The 15174-nt window shown below is 70.6% G+C and carries 10 protein-coding genes; 9 read left to right on the top strand and 1 reads right to left on the bottom strand.

Translation table 11 applies throughout. The annotated features are described in order from the left end of the window. Nucleotides 1–14 precede the first annotated feature (14 nt). The 9 genes from AB0G47_RS07900 to obgE all read left to right on the top strand — a co-directional run bounded on the left by AB0G47_RS07900 (nt 15) and on the right by obgE (nt 12804). The gene (locus AB0G47_RS07900; protein ID WP_360765345.1) at nt 15–1937 is read left to right on the top strand and encodes a TIGR03960 family B12-binding radical SAM protein; all 1923 of its coding nucleotides are present in this window, start codon (nt 15–17) and stop codon (nt 1935–1937) included. Beyond that, nucleotides 1938–2537: a GNAT family N-acetyltransferase gene (locus tag AB0G47_RS07895; protein ID WP_360765343.1), complete on the top strand. Its 600-nt coding sequence runs from the start codon at nt 1938–1940 to the stop codon at nt 2535–2537. A 15-nt stretch (nt 2538–2552) separates the two neighbouring features. Then, nucleotides 2553–3860 (top strand): hypothetical protein, encoded by a 1308-nt coding sequence (locus AB0G47_RS07890; protein WP_360765340.1) that lies wholly within the window; start codon nt 2553–2555, stop codon nt 3858–3860. A gap of 48 nt (nt 3861–3908) precedes the next feature. Further along, the gene (locus AB0G47_RS07885) at nt 3909–4712 is read left to right on the top strand and encodes a TIGR03936 family radical SAM-associated protein (RefSeq protein ID WP_360765337.1); all 804 of its coding nucleotides are present in this window, start codon (nt 3909–3911) and stop codon (nt 4710–4712) included. 236 nt (nt 4713–4948) lie between these two features. Next, entirely contained in the window at nt 4949–8830 is a 3882-nt protein-coding gene (locus tag AB0G47_RS07880) for an Rne/Rng family ribonuclease (RefSeq protein WP_360765334.1), read from the top strand. Between the two features lie 268 nt (nt 8831–9098). Beyond that, complete coding sequence (locus AB0G47_RS07875; RefSeq protein ID WP_360765331.1) at nt 9099–10448, top strand: phospholipase D-like domain-containing protein; 1350 nt, start codon at nt 9099–9101, stop codon at nt 10446–10448. A gap of 183 nt (nt 10449–10631) precedes the next feature. Next, nucleotides 10632–10952, top strand: a complete 321-nt coding sequence (gene rplU, locus AB0G47_RS07870; RefSeq protein WP_223774625.1) for a 50S ribosomal protein L21 — start codon at nt 10632–10634, stop codon at nt 10950–10952. Nucleotides 10953–10966: 14 nt separating this feature from the next. Next, on the top strand, nt 10967–11221 hold the full coding sequence (rpmA, locus tag AB0G47_RS07865) for a 50S ribosomal protein L27 (protein WP_030362615.1): 255 nt from the start codon (nt 10967–10969) through the stop codon (nt 11219–11221). A 143-nt stretch (nt 11222–11364) separates the two neighbouring features. Beyond that, complete coding sequence (obgE, locus tag AB0G47_RS07860; RefSeq protein WP_360765328.1) at nt 11365–12804, top strand: GTPase ObgE; 1440 nt, start codon at nt 11365–11367, stop codon at nt 12802–12804. 123 nt (nt 12805–12927) lie between these two features. On the opposite strand, the gene AB0G47_RS07855 is transcribed toward obgE, so the two are convergent. Next, nucleotides 12928–15021, bottom strand: a complete 2094-nt coding sequence (locus tag AB0G47_RS07855; protein ID WP_360765325.1) for a hypothetical protein — start codon at nt 15019–15021, stop codon at nt 12928–12930. Nucleotides 15022–15174: the final 153 nt, after the last annotated feature.

Below are 15174 nucleotides of genomic sequence, written 5' to 3'. Positions count from 1 at the left end.
TGAGAGACGCCGAGATGCCTGTCGAGTCCGTCTTCCCACGCCTGGAAGCGCTTCTCCCGCACGTCCAGAAGCCCATCCAGTACGTCGGCGGAGAGCTCAACTCCACCGTCAAGGACTGGGACGCCTGCGACGTCCGCTGGGCGCTCATGTACCCCGACGCGTACGAGGTCGGGCTGCCCAACCAGGGCGTCATGATCCTTTACGAGGTACTGAACGAGCGCGATGGCGTGCTCGCCGAGCGCACGTACAGCGTGTGGCCCGACCTCGAGGAGCTGATGCGGGAGCACAAGGTCCCGCAGTTCACCGTGGACAGCCACCGCCCCGTCGGTGCCTTCGACGTCTTCGGGCTCAGCTTCTCCACCGAGCTCGGCTACACGAACATGCTCACGGCCCTCGACCTGGCCGGGATTCCCCTGGAGTCCAAGAACCGCACGGTCGACGACCCGATCGTCCTCGCCGGCGGGCACGCGGCCTTCAACCCCGAGCCGATCGCGGAGTTCATCGACTGCGCGGTCATCGGCGACGGCGAGCAGGCCGTGCTCGACATGACGGCGATCATCCGCGAGTGGAAGGCCGAGGGCCGCCCCGGCGGCCGCGAGGAAGTCCTCTTCCGGCTCGCGCGGACCGGTTCGGTGTACGTCCCCGGGTTCTACGACGTCGAGTACCTCCCGGACGGGCGGATCGGCCGCGTCGTACCGAACAAGTCGGGTGTCCCGTGGCGCGTGTCCAAGCACACCGTCATGGACCTGGACGAGTGGCCCTACCCGAAGCAGCCCCTCGTGCCGCTCGCGGAGACCGTCCACGAGCGCATGTCCGTCGAGATCTTCCGCGGCTGCACCCGCGGCTGCCGCTTCTGCCAGGCCGGCATGATCACGCGCCCCGTGCGGGAGCGAAGCATCACCGGCATCGGCGACATGGTCGAGAAGGGCCTCAAGGCCACCGGCTTCGAAGAGGTCGGGCTTCTCTCCCTCTCCTCCGCGGACCACACCGAGATCGCCGACGTCGCCAAGGGCCTCGCCGACCGGTACGAGGAGGACAAGATCGGCCTGTCCCTCCCCTCGACCCGCGTCGACGCCTTCAACATCGACCTGGCGAACGAGCTCACGAGGAACGGCCGCCGTTCGGGCCTGACCTTCGCCCCCGAGGGCGGCAGCGAGCGGATGCGGAAGGTCATCAACAAGATGGTCTCCGAGGAGGACCTGATCCGCACCGTCGCGACGGCGTACGGCAACGGCTGGCGCCAGGTCAAGCTGTACTTCATGCTCGGCCTGCCCACCGAGACCGACGAGGACGTCCTGCAGATCGCGGACATGGCGGCGAACGTCATCGCCAAGGGCCGCGAGGTCGCGGGCAACGACATCCGCTGCACGGTCTCCATCGGCGGCTTCGTGCCCAAGCCGCACACGCCCTTCCAGTGGGCCCCGCAGCTCTCGGCCGAGGAGACGGACGCCCGCCTCACCAAGCTGCGCGACAAGATCCGCGGCGACAAGAAGTACGGCCGCTCGATCGGCTTCCGCTACCACGACGGCAAGCCCGGCATCGTCGAAGGCCTGCTCTCGCGCGGTGACCGCCGCATCGGCTCGGTCATCCGCGCCGTGTACGAGGACGGCGGCCGCTTCGACGGCTGGCGCGAGCACTTCAGCTACGACCGCTGGATGGCCTGCGCCGAGAAGACGCTGCCCGACTTCGGCGTGGACGTCGACTGGTACACGACGCGTGAGCGCACGTACGAGGAAGTCCTGCCCTGGGACCACCTGGACTCCGGTCTCGACAAGGACTGGCTCTGGGACGACTGGCAGGACTCGCTCGACGAGACCGAGGTCGAGGACTGCCGCTGGACCCCGTGCTTCGACTGCGGCGTGTGCCCGCAGATGCAGACCGAGATCCAGATCGGCCCGACCGGCAAGAAGCTGCTTCCGCTGTCGGTAGTGAAGTAAATGACGCACCCGAGGCCGGTGGACAGGGCGGTTGGTCCTCGACTCGCCCTGCCCACCGGCCTCGTGCATCTCTCCTTCGTCGCCGCGATGGAGGAGTTCCGCGCCGAAGGGCGCGGCGGCGATGACGACGACACCACGCTCGGCCGCACCCTGCGCGACTACGGCGACAAGTGGCACGACCCGGTGGTCTTCGAGCGCTACGTCAGCGAAGTCCGCGCCGCCGCCCGCCCCGCCGAGCCGCTCTCCGTCCCCGTCACGACCCTCTGGTACGCGGACGGGACCGACTACTTCGGCCGCCTCGCCATCCGGCACCACGTCGGCACGCGCTTCCTGCGTGAGTACGGCGGTCACATCGGCTACGACGTACGCCCCACCGCCCGCCGCCGCGGCCACGCCACGGCGATGCTGATCGACTCACTTCCGTACGCCCGTGAACTGGGCCTGGAATCCGTCCTGGTGACCTGCGACACCGACAACACCGGTTCGCGCAAGGTGATCGAGGCCGCGGGCGGCGTCTTCGAGGACGAGCGGGGCGGAAAGCTCCGTTACTGGGTCCGGACCGGCTCGCGGACCAATTCACCGAACCAGCACCCGCACTGACACGTCTAGGACGGCATGGACCTGGAAAAACGGCCTCCCCGGCAAGAGAGTGCGCCGGAGCCGAGGCAGGCCGAGGGATGTCTCGCGGTCGCGATCCGCATTCCGGTGCGGATCGTCGTGCTGGTGCTCGTCGTCCCGGTGCGTCTGGTGTGGGACGCGCTCGCCGCCTGCGGGCGCTTCGTGTACTTCAGAGGGCTGCGACCCGTGGGCCGCGCCTTCGCCTGGCTGGGGCGGACGCTGATCGTGACGCCGCTGGTGTGGCTGAACGAGTACGTCTTCACGCCGGTCGCGCGGGGCATCGGCATCGGTGTGGTGTGGCTGCTCAAGGCGCTGTTCGTGTGGCCGTGGGTGGGTCTTTGGCGGTATGTGGTGGTGCCGGTCGGCCGGGGTCTCGGCTGGCTGGGCCGCGTGCTCGTCGTCGTACCCGCCGTGTGGTTGTACGAGTCCGTCCTCACCCCGCTCGGGCACGGCATCGCCTGGTGTGTGCGCGGCACGGGCGCCGCGCTGGCGTGGCTGGGGCGGACGCTCTTCGTGATCCCGGCCGTGTGGCTGTACCGGTCGGTGCTCACGCCGCTCGGGCACGGCGTCACCTGGCTCGCGCGGGCAATCGGCGCCGGGCTCGCGGCCACGGGGCGCGGCATCGGCATCGGCACGGTGTGGCTGCTCAAGGCGCTGTTCGTGTGGCCGTGGGTGGGTCTTTGGCGGTATGCGCTCGTGCCGGCCGGCCGGGGTCTCGCCTGGCTGGGGCGCGTGCTCGTCGTCGTACCCGCGATGTGGCTGTACGCGTCCGTCCTCACGCCCATCGGACACGGCATCGCGTGGCTGGGGCGCGGCATCGGGACCGTACTGCGCTGGATCTTCGTCGTGCCCGCCGTCGCCGTGTGGCGCTGGGTGCTGGTGCCCGTCGGGCGTGCCATCGGTGTCGTCCTGCACGAGATCGGAGCGGCGCTCGGGCACGCCTGGCGGGTCGCGGGACATGTGTCGCGGGCCGTGTGGCGGTTCATCGGCAGGCTCCTGCGGTGGGTCTTCGTCGACCCGGTGCGCTGGGTCTACCGCTCCGTCCTCACCCCCGTCGGGCACGTCCTGCGCGACGGGGTCTGGCGGCCCGCAGTCCAGGCCGCGAAGGAGGCCGGACGCGCCACCCGGCAGGCCATCGCATCGGCGCGCCGCAGCGTGCGCGAGGCACGGGCCGACGTACGGCGGATGCTGTTCGGGGCGCCGCGCGAGCCCGAACCGGTGCCGGTGCCCGAGGCCCGGCGGGAACCACATCCGGCCGCGGCACGTACTCTAGGTAGCAGTACGACCGCACTCACGAAGGACTGAACGACACTGGGCAAGCGACAGCCCGTAGGCCCGCCGCCCGCTCCCGCGGTGCAGCGCATCCGCCTGCGCTACACCAAGCGCGGCCGCCTCCGGTTCACCAGCCACCGTGACTTCCAGCGCGCCTTCGAGCGGGCGCTGCGCCGCGCCGAGGTGCCCATGGCGTACTCGGCGGGGTTCACCCCGCACCCGAAGGTGTCGTACGCCAATGCCGCACCCACCGGCACGGGCAGTGAGGCCGAGTACCTGGAGATCGCGCTCACCGAGCAGCGTGACCCCGACAAGCTGCGCGAGCTGCTCGACGAGTCGATGCCGGTCGGACTCGACATCATCGACGCCGTCGAGTCGCACACCTCCGGGCTCGCCGACCGGCTCACCGCGTCCATCTGGGAGCTGCGCCTCGACGGCGTGGAGCCCGCGGACGCCGAGCGGGCCGCCGAGGCCTTCCGGGCGGCTTCGAGCGTCGAGGTCCAGCGCCGCACGAAGAACGGCATGCGGACGTTCGACGCCCGCGAGGCCGTCGTGAGTCTCCAGGCGGTCGCGGCTGACGAAGCGCTTGCTCACGACACTGATAGGCCGACCGACCAGCCCTGTGCGATACTGCGGCTGGTTGTTCGGCACGTGACACCTGCCGTACGACCCGACGACGTCCTGTCCGGTCTCCGAGCTGTGGCCGACCTGGCGCCGCCGGTCCCCGCAGCGGTGACCAGGCTGGCGCAGGGGCTCCTTGACGAAGAGACCGGCACGGTGACCGACCCGCTCGCGCCCGACCGCGAGGCAGCCACCGCCCCACCTGTGAACGAAGGGGCAGCCGCTGCCGCCGCGAAGGTGTCGGCGCCGGAAGGTCCCGCGTAGGGACACGTCGTAGCGCAGCCCTCGTACTCGGGAGCCACCTGGGTCGGGCAGCGCACTGACCGAGACTTTCGCCAGGCCGTTCGCATTTGGGCGTACGGAACCGGCGAGACAGACACATAGAGCTCCCGTGCGGCGCCCACGCCCCCGGATGGCGGCCCCGCGTAGGACATAGCGAGGGCCGCGGACATCACCGGACCAGGCGCGGCGCCCGGGGGCCTGACGGGAGAACCGCCCGCATGCTTGAGCCGAACGAACCCACTGAGGGCTCGGACAACAACACCCCCAGCGACACCTTGCCGCCGCGCCGCAGGCGCCGTGCGGCGTCGCGTCCCGCGGGCCCGCCCGCGGGTGCCGCCAAGGCCTCGGCGCCGGCCATACCGGCCGCCCCCGCCGCCGATGAGACCGAAGAGACCACCGATGCGGCCGTAGCGGCCGACGCGGTGGCCGAGCCCGCCCCGCGTACGCGCCGTCGCGCCACTCGCCGTGCCTCCGCACCCGCGGGTGCGCCGCAGGCCGCAGAGGCCGAGGCTCCCGCCGCCGAGCCCGCGAAGACCGAGCCGGCGAAGACCGAGCCGGCGAAGACCGAGGCCGTGGAGACCGAGGCCGAGGAGGCCGCTCCGGCCGCCGCCCGTCCGCGTCGCCGTGCGACGCGCCGTGCCTCCGCACCGGCCGGTGCGCCGCAGGCCGCCGTCGAGGCGCCCGCCGCCGAGCCGGCCGCCTCGCAGGACGAGGAGCCCGTGACCGCCGCCGAGCCCGAGCCGCAGCCGGAGGCCGGTGACGCCGCCCCGCGCCGCGCCCGCCGCCGAGCGACCCGCTCCACGTCCGCGCCCGCCGCCGAGGCCGCACCTGCCGCCGAGGCCGCGCCCGTGGCAGAGCCGAAGGCCGCCGAACCCGCCGAGAGCGCGGCCGCCGAGCCCGCCGAGGACGAGGCGCCCCGTGGCCGCAGGCCCCGTCGCGCCACCCGCAAGGCCGCCGCCGGTTTCTCGGCGCCCGCCCCGCAGAAGACCCGCAAGGCGCAGGCCGACACCGACGAGGACTCCGGCCGGAAGCCCGCGCGGCCCGCCGTGGCCGTCTTCCAGGCGCCGGTGTTCGCCGAGCCGATGTTCCAGACCCCGGAGCGGGCGGCCGCCGCTGCCGCCGCCGCGCAGGCCGAGGAGCCCGTCGAGGAAGAGGTCGAGGTCGAGCCCGTCGCCGCGCCCGTGGCGGAGGAGGAGACGGGACCGCGCCGTCGCCGCCGCCGTCGGGCCGCCGACGAGCAGCCCGCCGCCGAGCGCGAGCCCGCCAAGGCCGCGCCCAAGGCCGAGGAGCCTGCGGAGGAGCCCGCCGAGGCCGAGGCCGAGGACACCGGCGACAGCGAGGATGCCGAGGACGCCGGTGAGCGGCACGGCCGTCGTCGCCGTCGTGGTGGCCGTCGCCGCCGCCGCGGTGAGTCCGCCGACGCCGAGGGCGAGCAGCAGGACACCGAGTCCGACGAGGGCGCCGAGCAGGAGGAGCGGGCCGTCGACACAGAGGCCGAGTCCGACGCCGAGCAGGCCGAGGAGAACGGCGCCGAGGACAACGGATCGGGTGCCGGTTCCAGCAGCAGCCGTCGCCGTCGCCGCCGTCGTCGCCGTGCCGGTGACTCCGGTGAGGCCGAGTCCGCCGCCGACGGCGACCCGGAGCGTACGGTCGTCAAGGTCCGGGAGCCCAGGGAACGGCGAGGGAAGGATGCCGAGCGCGAGCCCGGCACCGGCGCCGACGAGGTCCAGTCCATCAAGGGCTCGACCCGCCTCGAGGCCAAGAAGCAGCGCCGCCGCGAGGGCCGCGAGCAGGGCCGTCGCCGCGTCCCGATCATCACCGAGGCCGAGTTCCTGGCCCGCCGCGAGGCCGTCGAGCGCGTGATGGTCGTCCGTCAGAGCGGCGAGCGCACCCAGATCGGCGTCCTCGAGGACAACGTGCTCGTCGAGCACTACGTCAACAAGGAGCAGGCCACCTCGTACGTCGGCAACGTCTACCTGGGCAAGGTCCAGAACGTGCTGCCGTCCATGGAGGCCGCGTTCATCGACATCGGCAAGGGCCGCAACGCGGTGCTCTACGCCGGTGAGGTCAACTTCGAGGCTCTTGGCATGGCCAACGGCCCGCGCCGCATCGAGTCGGCCCTGAAGTCGGGCCAGTCGGTCCTCGTGCAGGTCACGAAGGACCCGATCGGCCACAAGGGCGCGCGTCTGACCAGCCAGGTCTCGCTGCCGGGCCGCTACCTCGTGTACGTCCCCGAGGGCTCGATGACCGGCATCAGCCGCAAGCTGCCCGACACCGAGCGCGCGCGTCTGAAGACCATCCTCAAGAAGATCGTCCCCGAGGACGCGGGCGTCATCGTGCGCACCGCCGCCGAGGGCGCGAGCGAGGACGAGCTGCGTCGTGACGTCGAGCGTCTGCAGCAGCAGTGGGAAGAGATCCAGAAGAAGGCGAAGCAGACCTCGACGAGCTCGCCGAGCCTGCTGTACGGCGAGCCGGACATGACCGTCCGTGTCGTGCGCGACATCTTCAACGAGGACTTCTCCAAGGTCATCGTCAGCGGTGACGAGGGGTGGGAGACCATCCACGGCTACGTCTCGCACGTCGCCCCCGACCTGGCGGACCGCCTCTCGAAGTGGACCTCCGAGGTCGACGTCTTCGCGACGTACCGGATCGACGAGCAGCTCGCCAAGGCGCTCGACCGCAAGGTCTGGCTGCCCAGCGGCGGCTCGCTGGTGATCGACAAGACCGAGGCGATGATCGTCGTCGACGTCAACACCGGCAAGTTCACCGGCCAGGGCGGCAACCTCGAAGAGACCGTGACGAGGAACAACCTCGAAGCGGCCGAGGAGATCGTGCGCCAGCTGCGCCTGCGCGACCTGGGCGGCATCGTCGTCATCGACTTCATCGACATGGTCCTGGAGTCCAACCGGGACCTGGTCCTGCGGCGGCTGCTCGAATGCCTGGGCCGCGACCGTACGAAGCACCAGGTCGCCGAGGTCACCTCGCTGGGTCTCGTGCAGATGACCCGTAAGCGCGTCGGCCAGGGCCTGCTCGAGTCCTTCTCCGAGACCTGCGTCCACTGCAACGGCCGTGGCGTGATCGTGCACATGGAGCAGCCGACCTCCGCCGGTGGCGGCGGCAAGCGCAAGAAGCGCGGGCGCGGCGGCGCCGAGCAGCAGGACCACGCTCACGAGCACGAGGTCGTCGAGAGCGCCGAGGTTGTCGAGACCGAGGCCGAGGTCGCCGCGGAGGTCGCCGCCCCGGTGGCGCTTCCCGAGCCGGAGTTCGTGCCCGACGAGGAGCTCTACAGCAGCGCGCACGAGGCCGAGGCCGCCGCTTCCCGTGGCCGTTCGCGGCGCCGGGCGACCCGGCGTGCGTCGGCTCCGGCCGGTGCCCCGAAGGCGGAGACCGCGCCCAGGTCGGAGCGGCGTGGCAGGTCGAAGGCCGCCAAGGCCGAGGCGGAGGCCGAGGTCGAGGTCGAGGTCGCTCCGGAGGCCGAGGCCCCTGTGGTCGAGGCCCCGGTCGTGGAAGCCCCGGTCGTCGAGGCCGAGGCACCTGCCGATGACGCCGCCCCGAAGGGACGTACGCGCCGTCGTGCGACCCGCAAGGCGACGTCGCCGGCCGGTTCGCCGAAGTCCGCGCAGAGCGCCGAGCCGGAGGCCGCCGAGGTGATCGTCACCGAGGCGCCCAAGGCCGAGCCGGTCGCTGAGCCGGCCCCCGAGCCGGTCGTCGCCGAGCCGGTGGCCGAGGCCCCTGCCGACGCCGCCCCGGCCCGTCCGCGCCGCCGTGCGGTGCGCAAGGCCACGGCGCCGACCGCGTCCGAGGACGCTGCCTTCCTGGTCGTCCCGGCGCCGGAGAAGGCCGCAGAGAAGGCCGCCGAGAAGCCTGCCGAGCAGGCGGAGGCCGAGGCCCCCGCCGAGGAAGCGGCTCCGGCCAAGAAGGCGGCGCGCAAGACGGCCAAGAAGGCGACCGCGAAGAAGGCCGCCACCAAGAAGACCGCGGCCAAGAAGACGGCCGCCAAGAAGACGACGGCCAAGAAGGCGTCGAAGGCGACGAAGAAGACCGCAGCGGCGGAGCAGGCGCCGTCCGGCGTCAACGCCTCCGCGGGCGACGAGGGCTGACCCTCCGTCACGGTCCGCACGTACGCACGACCCTGTGCCCCCGGCACGGCGCATTCCGCCGAGCCGGGGGCACTGGCGTTCCAGCACGTCGCACAGGTGGGACGGACCTTCGTACGTAAGATCACCGAAGCGTCACGGCAGCCACGTTCGTGCCACCCGCCCTCTTGGGGGGCGGTGAAGTACCTGTAAAACTCATGCGGTTGATGGAGGAACACGCGAACGTGACGTTTGGGGAAACGTCGGGTTCGTGAAAGGGGAGGGAGCGCCGATGGCGCACAAGCGCCTGAGAGGCACGGGACGTCACCGTGCCGTGAAGCAGATCAAGGGCGGACGCCAGGCCGTCGCGCTGGCCACCGTCCTTTCGGCTGCGGGGATCCAGACCGTCAGCGCCATGGGCACGGCGGCCGCGGACACGCCGATGTGGACCGAGGGCCCGATCTTCAACGATCCGCTGGGCAGCGCCGACGAGCAGTACGCGATCCGCACCCGCCTGATCGAGCTGACGGACTCCGCGGTGCCAGGATCGACGATCAAGGTCGCGGTCTACCACGTCTGGGAGGCCTCGGTCGTGGACGCGCTCGTGGCAGCCAACGACCGCGGCGTCCGCGTACAGATCCTGCTCGACGAGTCGAGCAGGAGCGACCGCCCCGCGAACACGTCCTACAGCACGCTCGCCGCGGCGCTCGGCACGGACAAGAGCCAGCCGTCCTTCGTGTCGCTCTGCCCGGCAGGCAAGTCCTGCCTGGGTGATCCCAAGTACGGCCAGTCGATCATGCACAACAAGTTCTGGCTGTTCTCGGAGGTCGAGGGGGCCAGGGACGTCGTCGTACAGACCACGTCGAACTCCACTCCGTCGGCGCACACGAAGTTCTTCAACGACGCGCTGCTGCTGCCGGACAACCCGACCTTGTACGACGCGTACGCCGACTACTTCACCGACATGCTCGGCAAGGACTGGCGGAACTGGGACTACCGCACGGTCAGCAGCGGCCTCTTCAAGGCGTACTTCTTCCCGCGCGCCGGCACGGTCAACGAGACCGACACGATGTACTCGGTCCTGAACAACGTGCAGTGCACTTACAAGGACTCGGCCGGGGTGACCCAGCGCACCAAGGTCCGCGCCTCGATATTCAAGATCACCCGGCAGCAGATCGCCGACAAGCTCGTCTCCCTGAAGAAGGCCGGCTGCTCGGTGAGCATCGTCTACGCCGAGACCGACAGCGCCAAGAGCCAGGGCGGCACGCCCGGCACCTGGGAGGCGCTGCACAAGTCCGGCGGGCCTTCCGTGCGCTGCTTCAACGACGACCGGGACCCGCTGAATCCCGGCACCAAGCTGGTCACGCCCTACATCATCCACTCGAAGTACCTGCTCATCGACGGCGTGTACGACGGCAAGCGGAACAAGCTCTCCTTCACCGGCTCGCAGAACTACACGGCACCGGCCCTGCGCGAGAACGACGAGGCGATCGTCAAGGTCGACGACGACTCGGTGCACGACACGTACCGCTCCCACTTCGACCGCGTACGCACTGTCGCCTGGCCGGGCAGCGCCGACACCACCGACCTGTGCAAGGGCGTCAAGCCGCTGCCGCCGGACGGTGAGAAGACGACGACGTGAGGGGCGGTACGGGGCCGGTTTGACCCTTCCGGGCGAGCCCCGTAACCTTGACCGTCGGCGTGTTCCTATGCACCGCCACCCCCTGTAAACCTTTTCCTCCCGGCTTCGGGCTCGGGAGAGGCCGCCCGCTTTCGTGGACGGCTGGACTGCGGGGGCACCGTTCCGAGCGAAAGAGAGATCCGCGTGTACGCCATCGTGCGCAGCGGTGGTCGCCAGCACAAGGTTGCTGTCGACGACATCGTTGAGGTTGACAAGATTCCCACCGCCAAGGTTGGCGACACGGTCGAGCTCTCGACCCTGCTCGTTGTCGACGGCGACGCCGTGACGAGCGACCCGTGGGTGCTTGCCGGTATCAAGGTCACGGCCGAGGTCGTGGACCACCACAAGGGCGCGAAGATCGACATCCTTCGCTACAAGAACAAGACCGGCTACCGCCGTCGCCAGGGTCACCGCCAGCAGTACACGGCGATCAAGGTCACCGGTATCCCCACGGCTGCGAAGTAAGGGACTGAGACAAGATGGCACACAAGAAGGGCGCATCGTCCACTCGGAACGGGCGCGATTCCAATGCTCAGCGGCTCGGCGTGAAGCGCTTCGGCGGTCAGACCGTCAACGCCGGTGAGATCCTGGTCCGCCAGCGCGGCACCCACTTCCACCCGGGCACGGGCGTCGGCCGCGGCAAGGACGACACCCTGTTCGCGCTGGACGCCGGTGCGGTGGAGTTCGGCACCCACCGTGGCCGCAAGGTCGTGAACATCGTTCCGGTCGCCTGAATCAGGCTTCTGTAGAACACGTTCTTCGCGAGGCGGACCTCACTTCCCGTACGGACTCCGTATGGGAAGCGGGTCCGCCTTTCGCGTGTTACACCTAGGGCATTTCGCCCTTAACCTTTCGTACGTTTCTGGAGGCACATCCCATGACCACCTTCGTGGACCGCGTCGAGCTGCATGTCGCCGCGGGTAGCGGGGGCCACGGCTGTGCCTCCGTCCACCGTGAGAAGTTCAAGCCGCTCGGCGGCCCGGACGGCGGCAACGGCGGCCGTGGCGGTGACGTGATCCTGGTCGTCGACCAGTCGGTCACCACGCTGCTCGACTACCACCACTCGCCGCACCGCAAGGCCACCAACGGCATGCCCGGCGCCGGCGACAACCGCTCCGGCAAGGACGGCCAGGACCTGGTCCTGCCCGTGCCGGACGGCACCGTCGTCCTCGACAAGGACGGCAACGTCCTCGCCGACCTGGTCGGCCAGGGCACGACGTACGTGGCGTCGCAGGGCGGCCGCGGCGGCCTCGGCAACGCGGCGCTCGCATCGGCCCGCCGCAAGGCGCCGGGCTTCGCGCTCCTCGGTGAGCCGGGCGACGCGGGTGATGTCGTCCTGGAGCTCAAGACCGTCGCCGATGTCGCCCTCGTTGGCTACCCGAGCGCCGGCAAGTCCTCGCTGATCTCGGTCCTGAGCGCGGCCAAGCCGAAGATCGCGGACTACCCCTTCACGACGCTGGTCCCCAACCTCGGTGTGGTGACGGCCGGTTCGACCGTCTACACGATCGCCGACGTGCCCGGTCTGATCCCGGGCGCAAGCCAGGGCAAGGGCCTCGGCCTGGAGTTCCTGCGGCACGTCGAGCGGTGCAGCGTCCTGGTGCACGTCCTGGACACGGCGACGCTGGAGTCCGACCGTGACCCCGTCTCCGACCTCGACATCATCGAGGAGGAGCTGCGCCAGTACGGCGCGGGCCTTGAGAACCGTCCGCGCATCGTCGTCCTGAACAAGATCGACGTACCCGACGGACAGGACCTCGCGGACATGGTCCGGCCCGACCTGGAGGCGCGCGGCTACCGCGTCTTCGAGGTGTCGGCGGTCGCCCACAAGGGCCTCAAGGAACTGTCGTACGCGCTCGCCGAGCTGGTGGGCGCGGCCCGTGCGGCGAAGCCGAAGGAAGAGGCGACCCGCATCGTCATCCGGCCCAAGGCCGTGGACGACACGGGCTTCACCGTCACGCTCGGCGACGACGGCATCTACCGCGTGCGCGGCGAGAAGCCGGAGCGCTGGGTGCGCCAGACCGACTTCAACAACGACGAGGCCGTCGGCTACCTCGCGGACCGGCTGAACCGGCTCGGCGTCGAGGAAGCGCTGATGAAGGCGGGCGCGCGCACGGGCGACGGCGTCGCCATCGGCCCCGAGGAGAACGCGGTCGTCTTCGACTGGGAGCCGTCCGTCATGGCGGGCGCGGAGATGCTGGGCCGGCGTGGCGAGGACCACCGCCTGGAGGCGCCCCGTCCGGCCGCTCAGCGCCGCCGGGACCGGGACGCGGAGCGGGATGACGCGGACGCCGAGTACGACGACTTCGAGCCGTTCTAGGCGGTGCGCCTTAAGCAGTGAGAGGAGGGCCCCGGAGCTTTGGCTCCGGGGCCCTCCTCTTGTTCCGTACCGTGCAGGTGCGTTGGGGCTTGTCGCGCAGTTCCCCGCGCCCCTTACGGGGCACTAAGCCGTGACTGAGTCCTCCGCGCCATTCTGCTCGGCAGGAGCCTCGGACTCCATTTCCTCCGCCGCGTCCTCCGCGGCCCGCTGGCCGGGGATTTCCGCGTCGATGCGGGTGGCCATCCGGAGCCGTCGCTCGTCGGCCTTGGCCGACAGGGCGAGCGCCGCCTCGTTGAAGCGGACCAGGGACGGCGGGTCCGAGGGGCCGAGGAGGTGCTCCTTGAGGGCGGCACGGGCCTCGGCGTGGGTGTCCTTCTCCGGGGAGCGGACGGACTCCATGAGGGCCGGGACTTCCTCGGCGGCCGGGGTGAGGATGGCGGCCGCGCTCACCGTCGGGAAGCTCGTGCGGAAGTCCGTCTCGGACATGCCGGACGTGTTGGCGACGGCGTACGGCTTCTCGCTGGACAGCCAGTCCGAGACCACCGAGGAGACATCGCTGATCAGCAGGTCGGCCTGGTTGAAGCAGGAGAAGATCGCCGGACGCGCGGTCGTGATGATCTGGTGCTCCCACTCGGGGAACGACGCCCAGTACGCCGCCTCCCAGGCCGCCGTCGCCTCGGCGACCGCGGCCTGCTGGTCACCGTCGGGCGTGCCCTGGACCATCATCCGCTCCATCTCGTCCACGCCCTTGCGGAACGCGGTGGAGGTCAGCTTGTCCAGCTCGGCGGCGCGGAGTTCGAGCTCGGCCGCGGCCTCCGGGCCCGGGCGGGGACCGGAACGCCGGGCGGCGGCCTCGCGGATCATCGCCTTGATGCGCTCGTTGGCGGCGCCCGCGCGCGGGTCCTGCGAGCCGGTCATCGGGTGCGGCTTGTAGATGAGGCGTACGCCGTCGTCGGCGAGGAGGTTCCGGACGATGTTCTCGCCCGCGAGGGTCACCGACGTGTTGCCGGGGTTGCCGTCCCAGCCCTCCCAGGTGGGGGCGTACAGAACGGTCGTGTACGTGCCCTGGGGGGCGCCCGTGTACGGCAGGATCGGGGACAGCTGGGGGCGGCCGACCTCGACCACGTCCTTGTCCTCGACGCCGACGTCGGCGGCCTGGTAGCGGTCGCGCGCGGCGGGGCCCGCCACCCACACCTCGTCGTACGCCTTCGCGTACGGATTGCAGGAGGACAGCTTGTCGCTCTCGCCGTGGTTGATGAAGGCGTGCTTGATCGTGGGGATGCGCAGGACCTGCGAGGTCTTCGCGGCGTTCGCCGGGTGCAGCATCATCTTCAGCGTCGAGGTCTCCAGGGAGAACATCGTCGCGACCTTCGGGAAGCAGATGATCGGGACGTCCGTCGCGTCGATCTTCTGCACCATGAACCGCTCGCGCAGCACGATCAGCGGCTTGCCGTCGAGCTTGGAGAGCGTGGAGAGCCACATGTTGGCCTGGTACGCGGACGTCGTGCCGCCGGAGAAGTACATGGCGACGGTCGGCTGGTACTCGGCAAGCCACTCGTCGAGCCACTCCATGACCCGCTGGTCGTTCTTCGCGCGCTTCTTGGGAAGCAGCCAGGTGGCGAGGTAGATCGCGCCGATGCCCATCATGGCGATGGAGACGCCGAGGCCGATGCCGCCCCAGTAGGCGTCCGTCGTGGCGGCGGTGATCACCAGGCCGACCGTGGTGGGGATCGAGAACGTCAGGAGGCGGTGCGCCTGGCGGCGGGCCAGGATCCGCGGCGGGGCCGCGGTCAGGTGCAGCGGGGAGGCGTCGATGTTCCGCGTGACGATCGGCAGCTGGCGGCTGCGGCGCACCAGTATGGCGGTGGCCTGGCAGCCGAAGTGCAGGAAGTAGAAGGCGAGCAGCGAGATCGTCAGCGGCGACTGCTCGGCAAGCGGCTCGATGCCGTCGATGCGCAGCAGGCCGACCAGGATCAGCATGTCGCGCAGGAGCTGCCGCACCGTGACGTCGAAGCGGATCTTGCCAAGGAGGGAGAGGAGCCCCGGCTGCTTGTACTGCAGATAGACGTCGAGCGCGAGGTTCGCTGCCGACGCGGCGACGAACACCGGGACATACGGGACCAGCGCGCTGACGAGCTGGGCCGTGAAGAGCGCGAACATCGAGAACAGCGCGGAGAGCTGTGCGATGCGGCGTGGGGCGAGTCCGGCAGAGGGCACGGGCTTGGGCTCCTGGCGGGGGATCGGGGGGATCGGGGGGATCGGACGGGGGGAGGTCGACCACTGACCGTATGACGTGCGGCGGCTCTGTAGCAATCTTCCGTGATCACAATCACCGGATACAGGGGCAAAGGTAACGGAACCTGAGAGGCC

It is taken from the genome of Streptomyces sp. NPDC021622 (genome assembly GCF_040640795.1).
Lineage (GTDB): Bacteria > Actinomycetota > Actinomycetes > Streptomycetales > Streptomycetaceae > Streptomyces.
Note: the sequence above shows the minus strand (reverse complement) of the source record. Positions and strands in the feature narration are given on the sequence as shown.